This is a genomic window from Shinella sp. Sh6 (genome assembly GCF_055392685.1).
Window position 1 is genome coordinate 3,022,205 of the sequence record NZ_AP044005.1, and the last position, 23,708, is coordinate 3,045,912.

The 23,708-nt window shown below is 66.8% G+C and carries 25 protein-coding genes; 12 read left to right on the top strand and 13 right to left on the bottom strand.

Going from position 1 to position 23,708, the window contains the following annotated elements; translation table 11 throughout:
- Nucleotides 1–15: 15 nt before the first annotated feature.
- The 6 genes from ACZ5TO_RS14460 to ACZ5TO_RS14485 all read left to right on the top strand — a co-directional run bounded on the left by ACZ5TO_RS14460 (nt 16) and on the right by ACZ5TO_RS14485 (nt 6,114).
- Nucleotides 16–954: a sugar phosphate isomerase/epimerase family protein gene (locus ACZ5TO_RS14460; protein ID WP_464798588.1), complete on the top strand. Its 939-nt coding sequence runs from the start codon at nt 16–18 to the stop codon at nt 952–954.
- A 32-nt stretch (nt 955–986) separates the two neighbouring features.
- Nucleotides 987–2,687, top strand: coding sequence for a dihydroxyacetone kinase family protein (locus tag ACZ5TO_RS14465; protein WP_464798589.1), 1,701 nt, complete (start codon nt 987–989; stop codon nt 2,685–2,687).
- 151 nt (nt 2,688–2,838) lie between these two features.
- A complete protein-coding gene (gnd, locus tag ACZ5TO_RS14470; RefSeq protein ID WP_184145333.1) occupies nt 2,839–3,843 on the top strand; it encodes a phosphogluconate dehydrogenase (NAD(+)-dependent, decarboxylating) in 1,005 nt (334 codons plus the stop codon).
- A gap of 14 nt (nt 3,844–3,857) precedes the next feature.
- Nucleotides 3,858–5,255, top strand: a complete 1,398-nt coding sequence (gene zwf / locus ACZ5TO_RS14475; RefSeq protein WP_464798590.1) for a glucose-6-phosphate dehydrogenase — start codon at nt 3,858–3,860, stop codon at nt 5,253–5,255.
- A gap of 76 nt (nt 5,256–5,331) precedes the next feature.
- Nucleotides 5,332–5,583 carry a hypothetical protein gene (locus ACZ5TO_RS14480; protein ID WP_464798591.1) on the top strand — a complete coding sequence of 84 codons (252 nt, stop codon included), beginning with the start codon at nt 5,332–5,334 and terminating at the stop codon, nt 5,581–5,583.
- Between the two features lie 240 nt (nt 5,584–5,823).
- Nucleotides 5,824–6,114 (top strand): hypothetical protein, encoded by a 291-nt coding sequence (locus ACZ5TO_RS14485; protein ID WP_464798592.1) that lies wholly within the window; start codon nt 5,824–5,826, stop codon nt 6,112–6,114.
- 28 nt (nt 6,115–6,142) lie between these two features.
- Here ACZ5TO_RS14485 and ACZ5TO_RS14490 read toward each other — a convergent pair whose 3' ends face one another.
- Complete coding sequence (locus tag ACZ5TO_RS14490; RefSeq protein ID WP_464798593.1) at nt 6,143–6,460, bottom strand: hypothetical protein; 318 nt, start codon at nt 6,458–6,460, stop codon at nt 6,143–6,145.
- 166 nt (nt 6,461–6,626) lie between these two features.
- Between ACZ5TO_RS14490 and ACZ5TO_RS14495 the strand changes: the two genes are divergently transcribed.
- On the top strand, nt 6,627–6,860 hold the full coding sequence (locus ACZ5TO_RS14495) for a hypothetical protein (RefSeq protein ID WP_184145338.1): 234 nt from the start codon (nt 6,627–6,629) through the stop codon (nt 6,858–6,860).
- Between the two features lie 45 nt (nt 6,861–6,905).
- Here ACZ5TO_RS14495 and ACZ5TO_RS14500 read toward each other — a convergent pair whose 3' ends face one another.
- The 8 genes from ACZ5TO_RS14500 to choX all read right to left on the bottom strand — a co-directional run bounded on the left by ACZ5TO_RS14500 (nt 6,906) and on the right by choX (nt 17,740).
- Complete coding sequence (locus ACZ5TO_RS14500) at nt 6,906–9,563, bottom strand: nitrate reductase (RefSeq protein WP_464798594.1); 2,658 nt, start codon at nt 9,561–9,563, stop codon at nt 6,906–6,908.
- 215 nt (nt 9,564–9,778) lie between these two features.
- A complete protein-coding gene (gene nirD, locus ACZ5TO_RS14505) occupies nt 9,779–10,114 on the bottom strand; it encodes a nitrite reductase small subunit NirD (protein WP_184145340.1) in 336 nt (111 codons plus the stop codon).
- Between the two features lie 4 nt (nt 10,115–10,118).
- The gene (gene nirB, locus ACZ5TO_RS14510; protein ID WP_464798595.1) at nt 10,119–12,569 is read right to left on the bottom strand and encodes a nitrite reductase large subunit NirB; all 2,451 of its coding nucleotides are present in this window, start codon (nt 12,567–12,569) and stop codon (nt 10,119–10,121) included.
- A 15-nt stretch (nt 12,570–12,584) separates the two neighbouring features.
- Nucleotides 12,585–13,811 (bottom strand): MFS transporter, encoded by a 1,227-nt coding sequence (locus tag ACZ5TO_RS14515; protein ID WP_464798596.1) that lies wholly within the window; start codon nt 13,809–13,811, stop codon nt 12,585–12,587.
- 276 nt (nt 13,812–14,087) lie between these two features.
- On the bottom strand, nt 14,088–15,314 hold the full coding sequence (locus tag ACZ5TO_RS14520; protein ID WP_464798597.1) for a CmpA/NrtA family ABC transporter substrate-binding protein: 1,227 nt from the start codon (nt 15,312–15,314) through the stop codon (nt 14,088–14,090).
- Nucleotides 15,311–15,913: an ANTAR domain-containing response regulator gene (locus tag ACZ5TO_RS14525; protein ID WP_184145344.1), complete on the bottom strand. Its 603-nt coding sequence runs from the start codon at nt 15,911–15,913 to the stop codon at nt 15,311–15,313. The genes ACZ5TO_RS14520 and ACZ5TO_RS14525 overlap by 4 nt, the downstream gene beginning before the upstream one ends.
- 76 nt (nt 15,914–15,989) lie before the next feature.
- Complete coding sequence (locus tag ACZ5TO_RS14530) at nt 15,990–16,814, bottom strand: alpha/beta fold hydrolase (protein ID WP_464798598.1); 825 nt, start codon at nt 16,812–16,814, stop codon at nt 15,990–15,992.
- Nucleotides 16,811–17,740 carry a choline ABC transporter substrate-binding protein gene (gene choX, locus ACZ5TO_RS14535; protein WP_464798599.1) on the bottom strand — a complete coding sequence of 310 codons (930 nt, stop codon included), beginning with the start codon at nt 17,738–17,740 and terminating at the stop codon, nt 16,811–16,813. The genes ACZ5TO_RS14530 and choX overlap by 4 nt, the downstream gene beginning before the upstream one ends.
- A 113-nt stretch (nt 17,741–17,853) precedes the next feature.
- Here choX and betI point away from each other — a divergent pair, with 113 nt between their 5' ends.
- Nucleotides 17,854–18,450, top strand: coding sequence for a choline-binding transcriptional repressor BetI (gene betI / locus ACZ5TO_RS14540; RefSeq protein ID WP_184145347.1), 597 nt, complete (start codon nt 17,854–17,856; stop codon nt 18,448–18,450).
- A gap of 8 nt (nt 18,451–18,458) precedes the next feature.
- Here the strand turns inward: betI and ACZ5TO_RS14545 are convergent, their stop codons facing one another.
- Nucleotides 18,459–18,785 (bottom strand): ArsR/SmtB family transcription factor, encoded by a 327-nt coding sequence (locus ACZ5TO_RS14545; protein ID WP_464798600.1) that lies wholly within the window; start codon nt 18,783–18,785, stop codon nt 18,459–18,461.
- A gap of 96 nt (nt 18,786–18,881) precedes the next feature.
- Here ACZ5TO_RS14545 and ACZ5TO_RS14550 point away from each other — a divergent pair, with 96 nt between their 5' ends.
- Nucleotides 18,882–20,057 carry an MFS transporter gene (locus ACZ5TO_RS14550; RefSeq protein ID WP_464798601.1) on the top strand — a complete coding sequence of 392 codons (1,176 nt, stop codon included), beginning with the start codon at nt 18,882–18,884 and terminating at the stop codon, nt 20,055–20,057.
- Nucleotides 20,058–20,073: 16 nt separating this feature from the next.
- Here ACZ5TO_RS14550 and ACZ5TO_RS14555 read toward each other — a convergent pair whose 3' ends face one another.
- Nucleotides 20,074–20,469, bottom strand: a complete 396-nt coding sequence (locus ACZ5TO_RS14555) for a pyrimidine dimer DNA glycosylase/endonuclease V (RefSeq protein ID WP_464798602.1) — start codon at nt 20,467–20,469, stop codon at nt 20,074–20,076.
- Nucleotides 20,470–20,773: 304 nt separating this feature from the next.
- Here ACZ5TO_RS14555 and ACZ5TO_RS14560 point away from each other — a divergent pair, with 304 nt between their 5' ends.
- The 3 genes from ACZ5TO_RS14560 (at nt 20,774) to ACZ5TO_RS14570 (ending at nt 22,396) form a co-directional block, all read left to right on the top strand.
- Nucleotides 20,774–21,316 (top strand): mechanosensitive ion channel family protein, encoded by a 543-nt coding sequence (locus ACZ5TO_RS14560; protein WP_464798603.1) that lies wholly within the window; start codon nt 20,774–20,776, stop codon nt 21,314–21,316.
- A gap of 209 nt (nt 21,317–21,525) precedes the next feature.
- A complete protein-coding gene (locus tag ACZ5TO_RS14565; RefSeq protein WP_184145352.1) occupies nt 21,526–21,696 on the top strand; it encodes a hypothetical protein in 171 nt (56 codons plus the stop codon).
- Nucleotides 21,697–21,952: 256 nt separating this feature from the next.
- A complete protein-coding gene (locus ACZ5TO_RS14570) occupies nt 21,953–22,396 on the top strand; it encodes a hypothetical protein (RefSeq protein ID WP_464798604.1) in 444 nt (147 codons plus the stop codon).
- A gap of 48 nt (nt 22,397–22,444) precedes the next feature.
- On the opposite strand, the gene ACZ5TO_RS14575 is transcribed toward ACZ5TO_RS14570, so the two are convergent.
- Both ACZ5TO_RS14575 and ACZ5TO_RS14580 read right to left on the bottom strand, forming a co-directional pair.
- Nucleotides 22,445–23,044, bottom strand: a complete 600-nt coding sequence (locus tag ACZ5TO_RS14575) for a Maf family protein (RefSeq protein ID WP_464798605.1) — start codon at nt 23,042–23,044, stop codon at nt 22,445–22,447.
- A gap of 152 nt (nt 23,045–23,196) precedes the next feature.
- Nucleotides 23,197–23,604 carry a hypothetical protein gene (locus ACZ5TO_RS14580; protein ID WP_464798606.1) on the bottom strand — a complete coding sequence of 136 codons (408 nt, stop codon included), beginning with the start codon at nt 23,602–23,604 and terminating at the stop codon, nt 23,197–23,199.
- Nucleotides 23,605–23,708: the final 104 nt, after the last annotated feature.

Below are 23,708 nucleotides of genomic sequence, written 5' to 3' on the forward strand. Positions count from 1 at the left end.
TTCCAGGAGTTCGCAATGACCGCCTCTGCCCCCGCATGGACCCGCGAAACATGGCCGATCGCCGCCGCCATGATCCAGTATCCGAACGTCCTTGCCGACGGCCGCTCGGTCCAGGAACAATCCGTCGAGGAATGGGCCGCGACGCTCGACGACGTCGTCGATGCCGGCTTCACGGAGCTCGACCCGACGGATAGCTGGCTGCGGCTCGCCGACCTTTCCCCGGCGCGGCGCGACGATTTCATGGCGCTTGCCCGCTCGCTCGGGCTGACCGTCCCGGCGATCTCGACCTCGCGCCGCAGCGTCATCGACGCCGTCCATGGCGATGCCTATCTCGCCTACTGCCACCGCGTCATCGATACAGCGGAGGCAATCGGCGCCGGCGCCGTCTCCTTCGGCCTCTTCGAGCCGCTGACGGAGGCGCAGAAGAAGGCGCTCTGGTTCTGGACGGTGGACGGGGCGAAGAACCCGGACGATCCCGCCGTCTGGCAGAAGGCGGTGGCGCGCATCCGCGAGCTCGGCCGCCACGCGGAGGAGCTCGGCGTCGAGGTCTCGCTGGAAATGTACGAGGACACCTATCTCGGCACGGCCGACAGCAGCGTGCGCTTCGTCGAGGAGGTCGGCCTGCCGAATGTCGGCATCAACGCCGACCTCGGCAACCTCATCCGCCTGCACCGTCCCGTCGAGCACTGGCAGGCGATGATGGCGAAGGTCGCCCCCTTCGCGAAATACTGGCACGTCAAGAATTATACGCGCGTCGAGGATCCGGGCACGGGCGCCATCATAACCCATCCCGCCCCGCTGGAATCGGGCCTCATCAACTACCGCGCCGCCATCCGCACGGCGCTCGACCACGGCTTCAACAGCGCCTTCCTCTGCGAGCATTACGGCGGCGATGGCCTCACCGTTTCGGCCGCCAACCGCGATTACCTGCGGCGCATCCTTCCGCGCCGCTGAAACACGATCACAGAACGCGAGAGACGATTACGATGACCACCATCTTCGATGCTCCGGAGGATTTCGCGGCGACGGCCCTTGCCGGCTTTGCCGAACTCTACAGCCGCCATGTCCGCCTCGTGCGCGGCGGCGTGGTGCGCGCGACGGCCGTGCCGAAGGGCAAGGTCTCCGTCGTCGTCGGCGGCGGCTCCGGGCACTATCCGGCCTTCGCCGGCTATGTCGGCCCCGGCATGGCGGACGCGGCGGTGGCCGGCGACGTCTTCGCCTCGCCCTCGACGGCGGCCGTCGCCCGCGTCTGCCGCCAGGCCCATCGCGGCGGCGGCATCCTGCTCGGCTTCGGCAACTATGCCGGCGACGTGCTGAACTTCGGCGTCGCCGCCGAGCGGTTGCGCTCCGAGGGCATCGACGTGCGCATCGTCCCGGTCACCGACGACGTGGCGAGCGCGCCGGCCGAGGCCCATGCCAAGCGCCGCGGCATCGCGGGCGACCTCGTCGTCTTCAAGATCGCCGGCGCGGCGGCCGAGGCCGGCCTTTCGCTCGACGAGGTCGAGCGCATCGCACGCCGCGCCAACGACCGCACGGTCTCCTTCGGCGTCGCCTTCGACGGCTGCACCCTGCCGGGTGCGGGCGGGCCGCTCTTTTCCGTGCCCGAGGGGCGGATGGCGCTCGGCCTCGGCATCCACGGCGAGCCGGGCATCAAGGAAGAAGCCATCGTTTCGGCTCGGGAACTCGCCGGCCTCCTCACCGGCAAGCTCCTCGCCGAGCGCCCGGCCGGCACCAGACGCGTCGCGGCCCTTCTCAACGGCCTCGGCTCCACGAAATACGAGGAACTCTTCGTCCTCTGGACCACGATCTCCCGGCTCCTGAAGGACGCCGGACTGGAGATCGTGGCGCCCGAAGCCGGCGAATTCGTCACCAGCCTCGATATGCAGGGCTGCTCGCTGACGCTGACCTGGCTCGACGGCGAACTCGAAACCTACTGGAAGGCGGCCTGCGACACGCCGGTGCTGAAGCGCGGCGGCGAGATCCGCACCGTGCCGGCCACCGACACGATCGCGAACGAGGATGCGACGCCCGTTTTCGGCCCGGCCTCCGCCAGCTCGAAGGAAGGCGCCGCCTGCATCGCCCGGCTCGTCGGCCATGTCGCCGATGCGCTCCGGGATGCGGAAGACGAGCTCGGCCGCATCGACGCGCAGGCCGGCGACGGCGACCATGGGCAGGGCATGCGCCGGGGCTCGGCCGCCGCACGCGATGCCATCGAATATGCGGTGACGGCCGGGGCAGGGGCAGCCAGCGCGCTCGCCATTGCGGGCGATGCCTGGGCGGATCGCGCAGGCGGCACCTCCGGCGCCATCTGGGGCCTATTGCTGCGCGCATGGAGCAACGCGCTCTCCGACGAGGACGGGATGGACGAAGCCGCCGTCGTCAGGGGCGCGCGCCTCGCGCTCGACGGCGTGACGCGCCTCGGCCGCGCCCGCGTCGGCGACAAGACGCTGGTCGACGCCCTCGTGCCCTTCGTGGAAACGCTGGAAGCCGCCTTTGCGGCCGGCAAGCCGCTGAAAGCGGCCTGGGCCGACGCGGCGGAAGCGGCGCGGGCCGCGGCCGTCGCGACCGCCGGGCTCACGCCGAAGCTCGGCCGCGCCCGTCCGCTCGCCGAACGCAGCATCGGCCATCCGGATGCCGGCGCCGTCTCGCTGGCGCTGGTGGCAGGGGTGGTCGGCGCATCGCTGTAAAGCCTTCAACCCCTTGAAGGAAAAAGAAGTGCCGAATTCTTCTTTAGGGTTGAAAGCGAGCGCCGGGCAGGCATGATTTCCGTTATCGCCGTCACGCCGGATCGATGATCCGTTCGCCGTGGACGTGCCTGGTCTCGGAAAGGACATTGCCATGCAGATCGGAATGATGGGCTTGGGGCGCATGGGCGCCAACATGGTGCGGCGCCTGATGGCGGACGGCCACGAATGCGTGGTCTACGACATCAATGCGGCGGCCGTCTCGGCCCTCGTTTCCGAAGGTGCGACCGGCGCGGCCTCCATGGAGGATTTCGTCGCCGGCCTCTCCAAGCCCGCCTGCGTCTGGCTGATGCTGCCTGCCGCGATCACCGGCCGGATCGCCGGGGAGGTCGCCGCGCTGATGCAGCCCGGCGACATCATCGTCGACGGCGGCAACTCCCATTACCAGGATGCCGTCGACATCGCCGGCAAGCTGGAGCCGAAGGGCATAAGCTTCGTCGACGTCGGCACGAGCGGCGGCGTGTGGGGCCGCGAGCGCGGCTATTGCCTGATGATCGGCGGTCCGGACGAGGCCGTGCGCCACCTCGACCCCATCTTCGCAACCCTCGCGCCGGGCGCCGACGCGGGCGCGACACCCGCGGCAAGCGAGGGCACGGCCCCCTACGGCTATCTCCATTGCGGGCCGAGCGGCGCCGGCCACTTCGTCAAGATGGTGCATAACGGCATCGAATACGGCGTGATGGCCGCCTATGCCGAGGGCATCAACATTCTGAAGGCCGCCAATGCCGGCAAGCGCAGGCGCGAGGCGGACGCGGAGACGAGCCCGCTCAAGGACCCGCAATACTACCAGTTCGATATCGACCTTGCCGCCGTCACCGAGGTCTGGCGGCACGGCAGCGTCATCGGCTCCTGGCTGCTCGACCTGACGGCGGGCGTGCTGAAGGACGATCCGGCGCTCGCCAATTTCGGCGGGCGCGTCTCGGATTCCGGCGAGGGCCGCTGGACGCTGAAGGCGGCGATCGACACGGGCGTGCCCGCCCCCGTGCTTTCCTCCGCGCTCTTCGACCGCTTCAGCTCGCAAGGCGAATCCGCCTTCGCCGACAAGCTCCTCTCCGCCATGCGCTTCGCCTTCGGCGGCCATGTCGAGAAGAAGAAATGACGGGAGAGGGCACGATGGACGGACGTTCCGACGGACTGGTACTGTTCGGCGCGACGGGAGACCTCGCGCACAAGAAGATCTTCCCCGCCCTCTACCGCATGGTGGAGCGCGGGCATCTCGATGAACCCGTCATCGGCATCGCCTACGATCCGTGGCCGCTCGAAAAGCTGGTGGAACGCGCCCGCGACGGCATCGCCAATGCCTTCGGATCGGTCGACGAGAAGGTCTTCGCCAGGCTCGCCTCGCTCCTGACCTATGTCAGCGGCGACTACCGCGACAAGGCGACCTTCGACAGGCTGAAGGCGGCGATCGGCAAGCGGCGGCACTGGCTCTTCTATCTCGCCGTTCCGCCGAGCATGTTCGAGACCGTCGTCACCGGCCTGCAGCAGACGGGCCTTGCGACGGACGGACGGCTGATGGTGGAAAAGCCCTTCGGCCGAGACCTGCAATCGGCCCAGGCGCTCAATGCCATCCTGCACGGGGCTTTCGCGGAGAAGGCGATCTTCCGCATCGACCACTATCTCGGCAAGGAGGCGGTGCAGAACCTCCTCTATTTCCGCTTCGCCAATTCCTTCCTGGAGCCGATCTGGAACCGCAACCACGTCGAGAGCGTCGAGATCACCATGGCCGAGGATTTCGGCGTGGAAGGCCGCGGCAAGTTCTACGACGAGGTCGGGTGCCTGCGCGACGTCATCCAGAACCACCTGCTCAACGCCCTCCTGCTGCTGGCCATGGAGCCGCCCGCCGGCCGCACGGCCGACGACCTGATCGACGAGAAGGTGCAGGTGCTGAAGGCGGTGCGCACGCTCCGCAGGCAGGATGTGGTGCGGGGCCAGTTCAAGGGCTATCTCGACGAGCCGGGCGTCCGGGAGAACTCGCCGGCCGAGACCTTCGCGGCCGTGCGCTTCCATGTCGATACCTGGCGGTGGGAAGGCGTTCCCTTCTACATCCGCGCCGGCAAGAACCTGCCGGTCCACGCAACGGAGATCGTCGTGCGCCTGAAGCGCCCGCCGCTCGACGTGTTCGACACGCTTCGCCCCGACGACGCCAATTACCTGCGCTTCCGCATCTCCCCGCAGGTCGCCGTCGCGCTCGGCGCAAGACGCAAGGCCGCGGGCGATGCCATGGTGGGCGAACCCGTCGAATTGCTGGCCGTCGACGACGACACCGGCGACATGACGCCGTACGAACGGCTGATCGGCGACGCGATGAACGGCAACGCACAGCTTTTCACCCGGCAGGACGCCAGCGAGATCGCCTGGCGCATCGTCGAGCCCGTGCTGGACGATGCGACGCCCCCGCCCCTCTACGAGCCCGGCACCTGGGGACCGGCCGAGGCGATGAAGGGCTTCGGCCCGTCGCATGGCTGGCACGACATCTCCACACCGAGCGCAAAGGCGGGCGGAACGTGAGGGAGGAGACGCCCTCGCCGTTGCAAAGCGCCCGGCAGTTCCTATCTCTTTAGCGGGAGGTCAAGGAGCAGCCGCGATGAAGGAATTCGTCATCGATCTCGTATCGGACGATACGGTGGAAATCTCTGTGCCGCACAGACGAAAGCGCGGTTTTTCAGGCGCGACCGTCTGCGTCTGCTGCCAGCGGGCGGACCAGCCGATGGACGACGACGGCTGCGGCATTTGCGATGTGTGCCTCGGCTTGCCCGTCCGTGCGACGGACGGTCCGGACGGCCTTGAATTCCCCGACGCCTCTTCCCATCTATCGTTCACTGCCCGTCATCGATGACTGCCTGCAGCGATGGTGCTCTGTCGCGCGTTCGTAGTCGTCCGGGTTGGAAGGGCGCTCCCCGAAAGGGTCGAGCGCCCTTCGTCTTTTTGCGGGCATGCCCGCGATAATGATTTGACTTCCTGCCGCGGCGCGCCAGATCACCGCCGTTCCTCCGCTTTGGCGGAGGTGCCAGGTTGATCCGGGCAGCTTCCGCTGCGCCGGGTCCGCCCGTCGAGTGAAATGCATGCAGGAAATGAAATGCCCCTTATCAGGAAGACCGGCGCACCGGCGCCGAAGGAACTCGGACTGTTCTGGCCAATGCAGACGACCGAGGGAACGACCGTCGAGGTCTATGTTTATGCCAGCGCGCTGCAGGCGTTCGATCCGGACTCCGTTGGCCCGGTCGGGTTGCTCAAACGGCACAGGCCTTTGCTCGAGCGCATCGCGGGCGAGAAATACGATCCGGACAGCACCGGCCCGCTTCATATCACCGAAGACGACCTGCGCGCCGCCGCGTCCGGCGAGGCGGCAGCGGACGAGATCGGCTAAGGCACACCCTGCGGCGGCAGCGGCGGCATCATCGCCCGTCCGCCGCAGGTCCTTCGGCGCTCTTTGCCTTCATGGCGGCTTCGATCTGGCTTATCACCTTGGCCGCTTCCAGCAGGATGGCCCTCATCTCGTCGTCATAGAGATGCACCGGCATCCCGCCGGCCAGGATGAGGTCCATGGCCTCGGCGGATTCCCGTAGCTGCGCCGGTGCGCCGAGCATGTCCCAACCTTCCCTGATCGTGACATAGGCCCGGCCGATCAGGCGCAGCTTCTCGCCTTCCGAAAGCGTCCGCACCTCGTCGGCCGCCCTGGTGAGTTCGGCAATAACGTCCGCGATGCTCTTCACGGGTCACCTCGACTGCACGGCCTGCACGCAAGCGGCAGCGCTTCATCCTTTTAAAAAGGTAATGCTCATATTGGACGAAACAAGGCCGTCCGGGCCTGTAGCGGCAATCTTCGCGCAAGGACGTCCATGCATCTTCCACCGCCATACCACCGGCACGGAGAAACCCTTGGACAACGGAACGGGCATCTTTGCATCGAGCACGGAGCGCATGGCCTGGAACATCGCGGCACGCCACCTTCTCAGCGGGCAGACCGACCCCGTCGCGATGATCGTCGAGGGCATAGAGGAAGAGCGCCGGCGCTGCGTCGAACTGTTGCATGCCGCAGCCGGAGACGGCGCGGCGATTGCCTCCTGCCTTGCCGATCCCGACCGCGCGCGGCCGCTCTCCCCGGTCCGGTAGTCCCGCCTCTGTCCAGAGCCGACGCCCGCGTGATAAGCGGCCGCCTCACTCCGCGGCCGCGGCAAGGCATCCATCGACGATCCCCCGGATTTCCGCGCGGCAGGAGCCGCAGTTCGTCCCGGCATTGAGCGCCTTGCCGACGGCCTCGACGCTGTCGCAGCCGCCGCGCACGGCGGCGACGATCTGGTTGACGCCGACGCCGAAGCAGGAACAGACGGTGGCACCGGGATCCGGCTTGTCCGCCCCCGGCCGCCCGGCGACGAGCGCAAAGCGCCGGCGCGGATCGGCATGCTCGGCGGCAAGCTGCGCGATCGCCCAGTTGCGCGCGACGGCTACGGGCTCGCGCGCCAGGAAGAACGCGGCGAGAAGGCGCGTACCGTCGAAGAACGCGAGCCTGATGTCGCCGGTCTGCGCATCCGCATAGCCGAGCGGTTCGACGCCGTCCGGAATGGCGAAGACCCGGCGGCACCATCCGGCCCAGTCCCCGGCCGGTTCGGCGAAGGCAAGCTCCAGCCGCCAGCCGCCCTCCGCCTTCGCCAGCGCCCAGTAGGGGGCATCCGGTTCGACGGGCCGAGCCTGCGAGACCGCAAAGGCATAGTGCCGCGCCGCGAACCGGCGGGCCGCAACGGCGACGTTCTTCGAGGCCGGCTGGCCCGAGAACGGATCGGTGATCGCCGGCACGACGGCATCGATGCGGGCGCGCGCGGCGAACTGGTCGTTCCAGTGCATGGGCGCGAAAATGCTGCCGCGCGCCTGCCGCTCGGTGATGAGGGCCCGAACGACCGCCCTGCCCTGCGGGCTCTCGATCTCGACCAGCCCGGCATTGCCGACGCCGATCTCCATCGCATCGCGCGGGTGCAGTTCCGCAAAGGGCTCCGCGATATGGGAGGAAAGGCGCGCGCTTTTGCCGGTGCGCGTCATGGTGTGCCACTGGTCGCGGATGCGGCCGGTGTTGAGCGTGAAGGGATAGGCGGCATCGGTGCGGTCGGTTTCGGCCGGCGCAATGGCGACAAGGCGGGCCTTGCCGTCCGCATGGTAGAAGCCGCCGGCACCGAAGAAGCGGCTTTCCGCAGGCTCCCGCCTCGCCGGCTGCGGCCATTGGAAGGGGGCAAGGGCGTCATAGGCAGCGCGCGCGAGACCGGCATAGGCGCCGATATCGAAATCCCGCCTGCCGTCGTTCTCGAAGGCAGAGAGGGCGGCGTGCTCGAAAAAGACATCGGCCGGCGCCGCATAGGCGAAGGCATCGGCAAAGCCCATGCGGCGGGCGACCTCGGCAAGCTGCCACCAGTCGGCGCGCGCTTGCCCCGGCGCCGCGAGAAACGCCCGCTGGCGGGAAATGCGGCGCTCCGAATTGGTGACCGTACCGTCCTTCTCGCCCCAGCCGAGCGAGGGCAGCAGGACATGGGCGTAGCGGGTGGTGTCGGTCTTTCCCAGGACGTCGGAGACGGCCACGAAGGGGCAGACTTCCAACGCCTCCGCGACCGCATCGGCATCCGGCATGGAGACGACGGGGTTCGTCGCCATAATCCACAGCGCCTTGATGCGCCCCTCGTCCACCGCCTTGAAGAGATCGACGGCCTTGAGGCCCGGCTTCTGCGCAATGGCCGGCGCGCGCCAGAAGCGCTGCACACGGTCGCGGTCGTCAGCATTCTCGAGCGCCATATGGGCGGCGAGCATGTTGGCGAGCCCGCCGACCTCGCGCCCCCCCATCGCATTCGGCTGGCCGGTGAGCGAGAACGGCCCCATGCCCGGCCGGCCGATGCGGCCGGTGGCAAGGTGGCAATTGAGGATCGCATTGACCTTGTCCGTGCCCGAGGACGACTGGTTGACGCCCTGGCTGTAGCAGGTCACCACCTTTTCGGTTTCCGCAAACAGGCGGTAGAATTCGCGCAGTTGCATGGCCGGCAAGCCGGTCCGCTCCAGCACTTCGGCAAAGGAGAGGCGGCCGGCCGCCAGGAAGGCATCGGCGAAGCCGGACGTATGCGCGGTGATGTAATTCTGGTCGACGGCATCGCCGTCAACCAGATGGGAGAAGAGGCCGGCGAAGAGCGCGACGTCGCCATCCGGGCGGATCGCAAGATGCAGGTCGGCGATATCGGCCGTCATGGTGCGGCGCGGATCGATGACGACGACCTTCATGCCGGGCCGCTTCGCCTTGGCCGCGGCAAGGCGCTGGTAGAGCACGGGATGGCACCAGGCAAGGTTCGAGCCGGCAAGGACGACGAGGTCCGCCAGTTCCAGGTCCTCATAGGTTCCCGGCACCGTATCGGCGCCGAAGGCACGGCGGTGCCCGGCGACGGAGGACGACATGCAGAGCCGCGAATTGGTGTCGATGTTCGCCGAGCCGACAAAGCCCTTCATCAGCTTGTTGGCAACGTAGTAGTCCTCCGTCAGCAACTGGCCTGAGACGTAGAAGGCGACGGAATCCGGGCCGTATTCCTTGATGGCAGCGGCGAATTTCCCGGCGACGAGGTCGAGCGCTTCATCCCAGGAGGCCTGCCGGCCGCCGATCTCGGGATGGAGGATGCGGCCGTCGAGGTCGATCGTCTCGGCGAGCGCCGATCCCTTCGAGCAGAGCCGGCCGTAATTGGACGGATGATCCGGATCGCCCCTGACGGAGACGCCCCCGTCCTCCGCCACCGTCGCGACGACCCCGCAGCCGACGCCGCAATAGGGGCAGGTGGTTTTCGTCTCAACGGGCATGGGCGGCTCCCGTCAGCGGCGGGAGGCGGCGTGCCCCGATACCCCCCTCTGCCCTGCCGGGCATCTCCCCCTCAAGGGGGGAGATCGGCAAGACGAAATGGCATCGCCCGAACTCGACGTCGACGATGGGCGAAACAGTGCTCCATCCAATCTCCCCCCTTGAGGGGGAGATGCCCGGCAGGGCAGAGGGGGGTGCTTTTGTTTGCATCAAGCCTCTACTCCGCCGCCATCATCAGGCTTTCGAGCGCGATGAACAGCGCGCCGTCTTCGTTGCGGAGCGGGATGGTCTTCACCGCTCCCTCGTCGGCCCCCAGCGCCTTGCCGGTTTCCAGCGAGATCACCCAGTTGTGCAATGGGCAGGTGACGGCCTTGGCGTGGACGATGCCCTGCGAGAGCGGCCCGCCCTTGTGCGGGCAATGGTCCTCGATGGCGAAGGCCTCGTTCTCCGCGGTGCGGAAGACGGCGATCCTGCCCTGCGGGGTCTTCACGCAGCGCGCGCCGCGCAGCGGAATGTCGGCGATATTGCCGATGGCGATCCAGTTCGTGTCCATGGGCTTACTCCGCGGCCTGACCGTAGCCGATGGTCGCCATCGGCCGGAATTCGTGCTTGTCCTTGCCGGAGACGCGCTCCGACCAGGGATCGACCTGGGCGAATTTCTGGGAGAAGACGAAGCGGTCGAAATAGGCCTTGCGCCTGTCCGCGTCGCCCATGATCTGGCGGCGGATTTCGTCAAGGCCGACGCGCTTTGCCCATTTGTAGATGCGCTCGAGATAGCGCGCCTGCTCGCGGTACATCTGCGTCAGCGCCACGATATGCTCCAGCGCCTCGTCCTCGGTTCTGACGAGGCCGAGCACTTCCGTGCCCTTGATGTCGAGGCCCGCCGCGCCGGCGAAATGGATCTCGAAGCCGGAATCGACACAGACGACGCCGATATCCTTGCAGGTCGCCTCCGCACAGTTGCGCGGACAACCGGAGACCGCCATCTTCAGCTTGGCCGGCGTCCACGAGCCCCACATGAACTTCTCGATGCGGATGCCGAGCCCGGTGGAATCCTGCGTGCCGAAACGGCACCAGTCGGAGCCGACGCACGTTTTCACCGTGCGCAGCCCCTTGGCATAGGCCTGCCCCGAGATGAAGCCCGCCTTGCCGAGATCGGCCCAGACGGCCGGCAGGTCCTCCTTCTCGATGCCGAGCAGGTCGATGCGCTGGCCGCCCGTCACCTTCACCAGCGGTATCTCGAACTTGTCGACGACGTCGGCGATGGCACGCAGCTCGGAGGCATTGGTGACGCCGCCCCACATGCGCGGCACGACGGAATAGGTGCCGTCCTTCTGGATATTGGCGTGGACGCGCTCGTTGATGAAGCGCGACTGGTAGTCGTCGGCATATTCATCCGGCCAGTCGCAGACGAGGTAGTAGTTGAGCGCCGGCCGGCACTTCGCACAGCCGCAGGAGGTCTTCCACTCCAGCTCCTGCATCACGGCGGGAATGGTCTTCAGCTTCTTCGCCTTGATCAGGCGGCGCACGTCGTCATGGCCGAGATCGGTGCAGCCGCAGATCGGCTGCACGGCGGCAGGGTTGTAGGCATCGCCCAGCGTCAGCGTCATCAGCTGCTCGACGAGGCCGGTGCAGGAGCCGCAGGAGGCCGACGCCTTGGTGTGGGCGCGCACGTCGTCGAGCGAGGTCAGCCCCTTTTCCGTGATCGCCGAGACGATCCTGCCCTTGCACACGCCGTTGCAGCCGCAGATCTCCGCATCATCCGGCAAGGCTGCAACGGCCGCCATAGGGTCCAGCAGGGCACCCCCCTGGTAGGCCTGACCGAAGATCAGCGTCTCGCGCATCTCGGAGATGTCGGTCGCCTTCTTCTTCAGGTCGTTGAACCAGGCGCCGTCGGCGGTCTCGCCGTAGAGGACCGTGCCGATGATGCGGTTGTCCTTCAGCACCAGCCGCTTGTAGACGCCGGCGGAAGCATCGCGCAGCACGATTTCCTCGCGGTCGTCGCCATCGGCGAAATCGCCGAGCGAGAAGAGCTCGATGCCCGTGACCTTGAGCTTGGTCGGCGTATCGGAATGCACGAAGGCAGCCGAGGGATCGCCGGCAAGATGAGCGGCGGCGACGCGCGCCATTTCGTAAAGCGGGGCGACGAGGCCATAGACCATGCCGCCGACTTCCGCACATTCGCCGAGCGCCCAGATGGAGCCGTCCGAGGTCTGCATGCCGTGGTCGACGACGATGCCGCGGTTGACGGCAAGGCCCGCCTCCTTCGCAAGGCCGACGCTGGGGCGGATGCCGACGGCCATCACGACCAGCGTCGCCGGGATGACACGCCCGTCCTCAAGCTCGATGCCCTCGACCCTTCCCTTGCCGACGATGGCCTTGGTGTTCGCCTTGCAGACGACCTTGATGCCGCGCCCTTCCAGCTCCTTCTGCAGGAGGTAGCCGGCGGCGGGGTCGAGCTGGCGGTCCATGAGGGTGGGCATGACGTGGAGCACGGTGACGTCCATGCCGCGGCCGGCAAGGCCGGCGGCCGCTTCCAGGCCGAGCAGACCCCCGCCGATGACCACCGCCTTTTCGCGCGACTGGGCGGCCAGCAGCATGGCCTGCACGTCGTCGAGGTCGCGATAGGTGATGACGCCGGGCAGGTTGTTGCCGGGCACGGGCAGGATGAAGGGCAGGGAGCCGGTGGCGATCACCAGCCTGTCGTAGCTCTCCGTCACGCCATGGTCGGAGGTGACGGTCTTGGCGTCGCGGTCGATGGCGACGATGCGGTGGCCCTTGTAGAGCGTGATGCCGTGCTTGATGTACCAGCCGTCGCCGTGGATGATGATCTGTTCGTAGTCCTTCTCGCCGGACAGCACCGGAGAGAGCATGATGCGGTCGTAGTTGACGCGTGGCTCGGCGTTGAAGATGGTCATCTCGTAGCGGCCGGGCGCCTTTTCCAGGAGATGTTCCAGCATGCGGCCCGGCGCCATGCCGTTGCCGATGATGACGAGTTTCTCGGTCATGATGTTTCCTTGCGATTATGCGGCGATGGCGGATACGGAGGGGCGCTCCATCCGGCGGATCGACAGGTGCATCCACACGAGCGCGGCGGCGACGACGGCAAGGAGCAGCATGAAACAGCTCTGCCACAGGCCCGTCGCATCCTTGAGGAGGCCGAAGGCGATGGGCAGCACGAAGCCGCCGAGCCCGCCGACCATGCCGACGACACCGCCGACCGCGCCGACGCTTTGCGGGTAATAGGTGGGGATGTGCTTGTAGACGGCCGCCTTGCCGAGGCTCATGACGAAGCCGAGCATGAAGACGGCGACGATGAAGATCGCGGGCGAAACGCCCGTCGGCAGCGACAGGACGAGGGTGGCGGCGGCCGAGACGGCGAACATCCCGTAGAGTACACTGCGGGCGCCCTTGCGGTCAGAGAGCACGCCGCCGAGGGCGCGGAAGACGCTGCCCGGGATCGAGTAGGCGGCGGCGACCATGCCGACCGTCGCGATGTCGAAGCCGTAGACGCCGACGAGGTAGCGCGGCAGCCAGAGCGACAGCGCGACGAAGCCGCCGAAGGCGAAGAAATAGTAGAGCGAGAAGCGCCAGACCCGGGCATCGCCGAGCGGGGCGAACTCCTCGCGCAGGCTGCGCCGCGGCGCCGCGCCGGCGCGCCGGTCGCGGAAGGCGGGATCGTCGGTCGTGGTGAACCAGAAGAGGAAGGCCGCCACGATCAGCGCCGCCGCCCAGAACTGCGCCACCATCTGCCAGCCGGCGGCGACGAGCACGAAGGGCGCGAGGAACTTCGTCAGCGCCGCCCCGACATTGCCGGCGCCGAAGATGCCGAGCACCGTGCCCTGCTTTTCCGGCGGGAAGAACGGCGAGACATAGGCGACGCCGACGGCGAAGGTGCCGCCGGCAAGCCCCACGCCGAGGCCGGCGAGCAGCATCTGGGGATAGGTCGTGGCATGGGAGAGGAGGAGCGTCGCAAGCGCCGCCGCCAGCATGGTCAGCGTATAGACGAGGCGCCCGCCGTAGCGGGTCGTCCAGACGCCGAGCACGACGCGCACCAGCGAGCCGGTGAGGATCGGCGTGCCGACGAGGAGGCCGAACTCGGCCTCGCTGAGACCGAGATCCTTACCGATGCGGATGCCGATGATCGCGAAGATCGTCCAGACGGCGAAACAGATGGTGAAGGCGAAGGTGGACATCCACAGGGCGACGGCGGGTGCGTGCGCGGGGACAGGCTGCTTGATCTCGGACATGGCTTCTCCGTGGCCCGACAAGGTCGTGCCGCTCCATCTTGAGGGTGAAAAACGAAAAGCCGCTGGCCAGGGCCACGCGAAACGGACGGTCCGGTTCGCAGGATCCTGATCAGCGGCTTTGCTGGAGGCGCCCGCCATTGGACGCCGATATCGTGGCCCGAAGGCCTACGAAGAGATAAGCAACCGGCGTGCCAAGTTCATCAAACTATTGTTTTTCCACGTGGAAACTTGGAGATCGACGCACCGCGAAGCCATTTTTTGTGCAGTGCGCATAAATTAGTCGCCCGATCGGCGGGCAGCCTGCATTTCGATATAGGCGTCCACGTCGTCCGGATCGAACCGGCCACCGTCGAAGAAACCGTCGGGCCCGAGCGTCAGCGCGCCGGAGGAGCCGACCGGCGTCTCCACGGTCAAGGCGCCCTCCACCTTGGCGCTCGCCGAAGGCATGGCGACGCCGAGCGCCGTCAGCGCCGCGCGGTAGACATCCGGCCGGTAGGTCTGCGCGGCGATCCGCCGGTGGCCGGCGGTATGCGCGATCTGCCCCCAGCGCACCATCTGGGTATAGAACCACAGCGCATGGCTCTTCCACGGGAAGGTCGCGGCCTTGGCATGGGGAACGAAGAAATCCCCGACCTGCCGCACGATACCGCCGCCCACCGGCAATGTGCCGCTGAGGGCCGGCAGCAGCAGCGCCGCGTCCCGCCCGACATAGGCGGGCCGCGCCAGAAGCTGCGCCAGTTCCCCATGGTTTTCCGGCCGTGCGCACCAGAGCGAGGCCCGATGCAGGGCGACAAGCAATGCCGCCAGCGCCTCGGGATGGCTTTCCGCCCAGCGGGCATTGACGCCGAGCACCTTTTCCGGGCTCGACTTCCAGATGGCCGCCTTGACGGTGGCGAGGTGCCCGCCGCGCTCGAGCACGCCGAAGGTGTTCCAGGGCTCCCCCGCGCAGTAGCCGTCGATGAGGCCTTGCGCCAGCGCATCGCCCATGTCCGGCGGGGGCAGGACGACGATCTCGATGTCGCGGTCCGGATCGATGCCGCTCGCCGCCAGCCAGTAGCGCAATTCGTAGTTATGGCCCGAATAGGGATGCACGACGCCGAAGCGCAGCGGCTCGCCCCGGCGTCTGCCGATCGCACGGCGAAGGGCGGCACCGTTCCCGCGCGCATCGAGGTCGTCCTTCGCCCCCTCGCCCGCCATCGCTCGCCAGAGGGCGGCGGAAACCGTCACGGCATTGCCGCCGAGGCCGAGCGCCATGGGCACGATCATCTTCGGCGCCGGGGCGCTGAGGCCGAGATTGCAGGCAATCGGCATGGGCCCGAGGATATGGGCGACATCGAAATGGCTGACGGCAAGCCGGTCGCGGATGCTCGCCCAGGAGCGCTCACGCACGAGGGTGAGGTCGACCCCCTCGGCTTCGGCAAAGCCCTTCTCCTTGGCAACGACGAGCAGCGCGCTGTCGAGCAGCGGGACGAAGCCGGCGGTGATGGCATGTCGCGTCGTCATTCCTTCGCTCCCGGATCGAGAAGGCTCGCGGCCGTGACGAGGCTCTGGGCGATCTCGGCGATCTTGCGGTTCTGGTTCATCGCCGTGCGGCGGAGCAGCGCATAGGCCTCCTCCTCCGAAAGCCCGCGCGAGCGCATCAGCAGCCCCTTGGCACGGTCGATGACCTTGCGGTTCTCCAGCTCGCCGCGCGTCTCCTCCAGCTCCCGGTTGAGGCGGGAGAAGGCGTTGAAGCGGCTGATCGCCATCTTCAGGATCGGCCGGACACGCTCCTGCCGGAGCCCGTCGACGATATAGGCCGAGACGCCCGCCTCCACCGCCGCCTCGATGGAGGCCTCGTCGGACTTGTCGACGAACATCGCGATGGGGCGCTGCACGGCGCGCGAGAGCTGGAAGATGCTCTCCAGCATGTCGCGGTTGGGGTTTTCCAGATCGATGACGATGACGTCGGGGTTGAGCTCGGCGATGCGCCGCGCAAGGCCGTGCATCTCGTCGATGACGGTCACCCGGTCGTAGCCGGCACCGCGCAGCCCCTCTTCGATGATGGCGGCGCGGATGCGGTTCTCGTCGATGACCAGTACGTTGAGCTCGCTCGGTTTCATGCCAATATCGCAATGACGCCGCGCCCAGGAATTGGCGCGCGGTTATATTGCAATGCAGCATGAGACATCCGTAAAATCAAGGATGCCTGCGCTGCTTCAGGAAAGCCAGCAATGCCGCCGCCACGCGGGCGGGCGATTCCCAGTGCGGATTGTGGCTGTGGCCGGCAAGGATTTCCGTCGTCGCTTGCGGAAAGGCCGCATGCAGGATCGCCCGGTGCGGCGCGTCGAACAGCGCGTCCTCGTCGCCCGCCAGCAGCAGGACCGGTGCGCGAATCCCGCTTGCGGCACGGCGCAGGTCCGTGGCCTCGAGCACGGCATAGAGCGCCTGCCAGACGGCTGCCGGCATGTCCGCCGCCTCCCGTGCGATCCAGCGGATGAAATCCGCATCCACCGGCAGCGCGCAGCGATGCCACTCGCGCAGGAACCGGCTTTCCGGCTCGATGGGATCGGCAAGCGCGCGGATCTCCGCGCCGAGCGCGGTGTCCGCGAGAAGGTCCGGCCGCAAACTGCCGCAAATGCTGGCGAGCGCCGTGACGCGCCCGCCATGCCGCGCGGCGAGCGCGAAGGCCGTTATCGCCCCCATGGAATGGCCGGCGACGGCGAACCGTGCGATGCCAAGGGCATCCGCCAGCCGGACGATGTCGTCGGCGAAGGCCTCCACCGCCGGCGAAGGCATGGCCGGCGAAAGGCCATGCCCCGGCAGGTCCGGCATTACCAGCCGAAGCCCGGCAAGGTGCGGCTCGATCAGCGACCAGCTCCGGCTGCTGTCTGTATAACCGTGCAGCAGGAAGAGCGGCATCCCGTCACCGCCGCTATCGACATGGGCGAGGCGGCGTCCGTCAGCCATCGCCACGAAGCGCTTGCGGGCGTTCCAGCCGGCCTGATCGGCGGCTGCGATCACAGGCCGAGCGCCTTGCGGACGGCCGCAAGACCCGGCTCGCCATCCACGGTGGTGACCCCGGCCAGCCAGGCGTCGAGCCGCTTCGGATCCTCGCCGATCGCCTTGCGGCCGGCATCTTCCGGCGCAAGGCCGTCGTTCATCAGGTAGCCCATGCCGCGATTCTCGAAGTCGATGTCGAAGGTGAGGTTCTTCAGGAGCCGCCCGACATTCGGGCATTCCTCCATGTAGCCCTTGCGAACCTGCGTGGAGACCGTCGCGGCGCCGAAATCGGGCCCGTAGAACTTGTCGCCGCCCGTCAGGTAGCGGATGTCGAAGGCGGTGTTCATCGGATGCGGCGCCCAACCCTGGAAGACGAAGAACGCCTTCATGTCGATATGGCGCGCCAGTTCCGCCAGCATGCCCTGCTCGCTGGATTCGACCACTTCCCAGCCATCGAGGCCGAGGGCCGGATCGGCGATGGCGTCCAGCATGAGCTGGTTCGAGCCCGGCTCGATGCCGTACATCTTCTTCTCGAACTTGTCGGCCTGGGTCTTGAGGTCGGCAAAGTCCTTGACGCCGGCCTCCCAGACATAGGCAGGCACCGCGAACGTGTATTTCGCCCCGGTGAGGTTCCTGCCGACGGTCTCGACCGAACCGTCCTTCTCGTGAGGGGCGAAATAGGTCTTCATCGCCGGATCCCAGTAGCCGAGGAACACGTCGAGATCCTTGTTCTTGAGGCTGAGATAGATGACGTCGATGCCGAGCAGGTCGCTCTGCGTCTCGTAGCCGAGGCCATGCAGCAGCGCCTGCGCGACGCCGGTCGTGAAGGCGAGATCGTTCCAGCCCGGCTCGGCGAGCCGGACCTTCCGGCAGCTTTCCTGTTCCGCCGCTCCGGCGGTTCCGATCATCAGCATGCATGCGGCAGCGCAGGTGATGGCGCGTTTCATCGACGTTCCCCTTTTTGAACATTGTCCGATCAGATCGAAGATTGACCGATGGGTCAATTCTTGAACTTTGCGGAAAAAATGTCAATGTCCACCCGATAGAATGCGGGAATCACATGGCGGGAAAGCTCACCAGGCTGGTCGATATCAGGCGTCGGGAATTGCGGCAGGCGGCCTTCGAGGTGCTGCAGCGCGAGGGCATGGCCGGCGCGACGCTGGAAAAGGTCGCCATCCAGGCCGGCGCCTCCAAGGGCATCGTGCTGCATTATTTCCGCAACAAGCAGGAGCTCTTCGAGCAGGCGATGCGCGAGGCGAACGCCAATCTGCGCGATGCCGTCGCCGAGCGACTGCGGCAGGCGAAGACGCCGCGCGAACGGCTGGCCGCCATCATCGAGGGGAATTTCGACGACCGCTTCTACCAGCCGTCGATCGCCCATGCATGGCTGTCCCTGTGTGCCGAAGTGCCCCGGGAACCCCAGCTTGCCCGCATCCAGGCAGTCATCCACGCCCGCATGCACTCCAACCTGCTGTCGGCGCTGAGGCCGATCCTGCCCGCCGAGGAAGCGCGGCAGACGGCGCATCTCATCAGCGCGCTCATCGACGGGCTCTGGCTGCGCCTCGGCCTGCATTCCGGCGGCATCCTGCGCGATGAGGCCCTTGCCCTCATGCGCGACTTCATCGAGCGCAGGCTGCCCGCCGGGCAGGCAGCCTGAGGATAGCGCTAGGTATCCGCCGCGGCGTCCAGCACGGAGCTGATCAATCCGGGAAAGCGCGCCTCCAGGTCATCGTAGCGCAGGCTGAGGCGCCGGCCACGCCCCAAGGGCTCGTTCCGGATGATACCGGCCTCGCGCAGCACCTTCATCAGGTGCGACTTGGTCGATTTCGGCATGGAGGGGTCGGAGAGATGGCATTGCGCCATCTCCAGGGGACCGTCGACGAGCTGGCGAACGATGGCCAGGCGCTCCGGATCGCTCAGCGCGAACAGCACGTCGGTGAGCCGCAGGTCGTCTCGGGCAGGATGGGCAAGCTCGGTATTGTCATGGGCCATGGTTCGAATTTAGTTGAACCATCACCGGAATGATAGTAGGAAATGGTTCGAAATTAATCGAACCATAGGTGCCGCGTGACCCATACGACCCTATCCATGCCGCTTCGCGGTGCCGCGGGTTTCCGCATCGCGCTTGCGGGAATGGCGGTGATGATGGCCGGCGCCAGCGCGCCCTCGCCCTTCTATCCCGTGCTGCAGCAGGAGATCGGCTTTTCCGCCGCGACCCTGACCGGCATCTTTGCGGTTTATACCGTCGCCCTTCTGGCATCGCTGCTGATCACGGGATCGCTGTCCGACCATGTCGGCCGCCGGCCGGTGATATCGGCGGGCTTTGCCCTGATGGCACTGAGCCTCCTGTTGTTCTGGCAGGCGGGCGACGTCGCCGGATTGATGGCGGCGCGCATGCTGCAGGGCATCGCGGCCGGCCTGCTGCTCTCGGCGCTCTCCGCCGCCGTCGTCGATCTAGAGCCGCGGGACAGGCCGGGAAGCGCCTCGATCTGGAACTCGGTCATTCCGCTCGGCGGCCTTGCCGTCGGCGCCCTCGTGGCCGGGATACTGATGGATGCGACCGACATGGCGGAGGCCGACGTCTTCGGCGCGCTGGTCGCCGCCTATGCGCTCTTTGCCGGCGTCATCTGGTCCATTCCCGAGACCGCGCCGCGGCATGAAGGCGTCTGGGCCTCGCTGCGCCCGCGGATCGGGGTGCCGGCCACGGCAGCCAGGGCGTTCTGGCGCAGCTCCCCGGCCGTCATCGCCGGATGGGCCACGGGCGGGCTCTATCTCTCGCTCGGCGCACCGATCGTCCGGCACGTCTTCGGCGCCGAGGACCATGCGACGCAGGCGGCCGTGATCGTGCTGCTCTGCGCCGCGGGGGCCATCGCCTGCTACGTGGCGCGCGGCCATTCCTCCCGGCGCGTGACCCTTTACGGCACCGCCGCGCTGTCGATCGGCACAAGCCTCACGCTTGCCGCCATCGCCTGGCAATCCCTCCCCGCCTACCTGATGGCACTCACCATCGCCGGAACGGGTTTCGGCACCTGCTTCTACGGCGTGATGCGCTCCGTCGTCCCGGCCGTGCGCCCCGAGGAACGCGGCGAGCTCTTCGCCGCCCTCTTCACGCTGAGCTATCTCGCCTTCGGCCTGCCGACCCTGATGGCCGGCATCGCGGTCGGCTTCTTCGGCCTGACGGCGACGACCCTCGGCTACGGCGCGCTGATCGTGTTCTTCTCGGCGCTTGCGGGCTTCCTGCGAAAGTTCAAGACCCGGGATTGAGCTTTTCCCGCTGGCCTCAATCCTGCTGCCGAAGGCGCACATGCAAGGTCTGGCGTATCCGGGCCCGGTTGAGGTCGATCTCCTCCGGCGCGGGCGCCCAGTCCCCATGCCACTCGGAAGGGATATCGGCGAGAAGCCCCGCGGGGTCGGTGAACTTCGGCGCGTAGCCGCGCGCCAGCATCTCGTCGATCAACTGCTGCTGGCGTTTCACGAGATATCCGAGCCGGGGATAGAAGAACCGGACATGCCCCGGCCCCAGGCGATAGTTCAGCGGGTTGCGGGGATCTTCGGGCCTTTCCCCGCGCCCGATTGCCGCGCGGACCAGGCCGAACACCCGGGGAAGCTCGCGATACTCGGCGATCAGGTGCGGCGTCGTGAGTTCCGCCGGGGGCACGCAGTTTATACGGGTCATCCTGTCGTCACCTGTTTTCTTCGGCCAAAGCGAGCCGCATTATCCGACTACGCCGCGGCCTCGAGAAAATCCAGGGCGGCGATACGGGCATCGTGATCGGCGCGGCCCCACGACCAACTCCGCAGTCACGTCAGCGATTTCGTCTCCTAAATCCAATCCATCAATTCCCGGGACTGAACACCGGGCGGCAGCCGGCGGGCCTCGGCCACGAGCACCGCAAAGGCTGCCGGCGGCGCCCTGCATTCTCGACTTGTAACGGATCGTCTCGCCCGCTATCGCTATGATCGTCCAAGGTCGCCCTCCGATGCCCCAGATTCTCGATCCCACCCAGCTTCCCGGCGCACTCCTCTATGCCGGCATTTTCGTCCTGCTCGGCCTGTGCCTGTCATGGCTGGTGCGGCGCGTGGTGGCCGAAGCCCTGCGGCACGACAAGTCGGAGCATATCGACCAGATCACCCTCTCCTTCCTCAGCCACCTCGGCATCCTCGTCATCTGGGTGCTGCTCGCCACGTTCTATGCGCATCTCGTTCCCGCCCTGAACCGGCTCGGCACGGCGCTTCTGGCCGGCGTCAGCCTCATGTCCGTCATTCTCGGCTTTGCGGCGCAGACCACGCTCGGCAATCTCGTCGCCGGCATCAGCCTGATCCTCTACAAGCCTTTCCGCCGCGGCGACCGCCTGCAGATCCAGGCACCGACCGGGCTCGAGACCGGCGCGGTCGAGGATATTTCCCTCGGCTATACGGTGCTGCGGACCGACGACGACAGGCGCGTGATCATCGCCAACACGACCATGGCGCAGCAGACCATGATCAAGCTCGCCCCCTCTTCCGGGACAGCCAAGCCCTGACGGCCATTCCGTACGGCCAGCCCCCGCGCGATACCGGTCGCCACTCTCTTGGAACGACGATTCGCCGCCGGCAAGCGAGTCACGCCACTGTCACGGTAGCGAACTTGGAAGACGCAACCGGAAGGGTTACCATCCGGCATTCAACGATTTCGGGGGATCCAGTGTCTCGTCACCACGAAACGAAGATTGCAGTCGTTCAGAATCTTGCGATGAAGAATTCGGTCGCTCAGACCCCTGTGAATTTGAAGGCGATCCGGACCGCACTGATTGTCGGCGGCTACACCGAGATCGAAATCCTGACCGCGGTCCGTAGCCTGGCGCGCGAAAGGATCCTCAGGCTTTTACCCGACCAGCAACTCGCCAGGATCTCGCGAAACTGATGGCTTCCGGCGACGGCAAATCCCCGCCTGAACCTCCATGTGAGCCGGAGACTGAATCCGGTATCGGCCTTTTTCAGATAGGCATCGTCGTTGCCCTGCTCTGCGGTTCGTTCGCAGTGTTCTTCGCGCTATAGGCGCAAGCCCCGTTTCCTGCGTTGACGTCCGTGCGGCATGGATCATGTGTCCCGCCGCCCGTCGCATTCCCTGCGCCGATGCCGTACCATTCCCGAAAGTCCAGGGAAAGGTGAGGCCGAAAATGCATGCACTGCGTCGTATCCTTGACGATATCCGGGCGCTCGTCCGCGCCAGCAGCATGCCGCATTCGCACCTGCGCGATAGGCTGGGCGCAGCCCTGACGCTGACCTTCGTCGTCGACATCGTCGCAAGCGGGCTTCTCCTGTTTCTGGAAAGGAGCCATCCGCAGACGGATATCCATACCTTCTGGGATGCGCTGTTCTTCACGACCTCGCAATTGACGACGCTCTCCTCCGCCATGGCGAACCCCGTCACCATGGGCGGAAAGGTGCTGTGCCTCCTGATCGACATCTATGCGATCACCGTCGTCGCCACGGTCGCCGGCATGTTCGGCGCCTTCTTCTCCCATCGCAGCATCGATATCGTGCGGGCCAGCCAGCAAGCCGCCCCGGCCGAGCCGATACGCAGCCAGGCCGATGACGGACAGCACGCTGCGGAGCCGTAGAGTCGGTCAAGCACGACGAGGGGACAAGTCCCGCCGGCACCCCATCGCTCAGCCATCGATGGCGCCGATCCGGCGCAGTTCCGCAAGCAGGGGCAGCATCGGCACCCCGGCCGCGGTGAAGCGGTCGCCCTCGATCGTCTCGACGAGCCGGATTCCCTCTCCATCGACCCGGCAGAGGTTCGCCGTCTTGAGGCCGTCCGGGCCGATCTCCGCCATGTAGCGGCCAATGAAGCCCGGATCGAGCTTCAGCATGGTAATACTTGCGACATCGGTCTTGTGCCAGAGGATCTCCCCATCACGGGCCAGCACGACGGCGACATTGATAGTGTGCGTCCTGCCCGAGAGGAGGAGAAGGCGGCGCCGCGCCTCCTCCATGTCGGCCGGCAGGGGCAGGACCGCATCGTCAAGCGACCAGACCTGTTCACAGCCGAGGAAAAGCAGGCCGGGGTTTCGCTCGCTCATCTCCGTCGCCTTGGCTTGCGCCACCACGAGGGCGAAATCTTCAGGCGATGCGCCCGTCTCTTCGAGCGGCTCTTCCAGCGCCCGGTCGTCAAGGTCGGCGGCCATCACCTCGACCGCGATACCCGCATTGCCGAGCAGCCGCAGCGCGGAGGAATTTTCCGATGCGAGGAAAAGGGACGTCTTCATTCCTGCCTCCCGTTCGATGTCGTTGCCGGCCCGCCCTCGCCGGCGGCGATATGGCCGGTCCTGCCGCTCTCGAACGTGTCGTGCGGATCGCCGGGCTGCGGGCAGACGGGAGACAGTTTGCCCGCAAAACACGCCGCAGTCGACCGCCAACGCTATCCGAATGTCAGCGGCACGAGGCGATAGCCTTGCGACGCCGTCGTCCCCGCCAGCATCTGCCGGATGCCGCTCTCGGCCGCTGCACGGATCGCCGGCCAGTTGCGCCGGCCGCTCGGCAACTCGACCCGCTCCGGCGCAAGATGCGTCAGGAGCAGGCGGACGTCGTGCAGCGAAGCCGCATCAAACGGTACGAAGAGGGACGCGACATCGCCACTATATCCGGACGAACGATCGACGCGGTTACTTGCGGTGAGGCTGTTGTAGAGGGGCTTTGCCGCATAGTGGCCGCGAACCTGGTCCTGCACGCGAAGATCATGGAAGTCACGCCGATGCAGCGGGTAGCGGAAGTAATGGGAGACCTGCTTTATCTTGCGCAGGTCATCGAGGTCGAGTTCGCCGAGCATGGCAGCCTCCGCATCGTACTACTCGAGAAAGATCGTTCATGCCCATATATACAGGATCGATCGGATATCAGCGCGACTGCAAACGAGGGGCGCGTTGAAGCTGC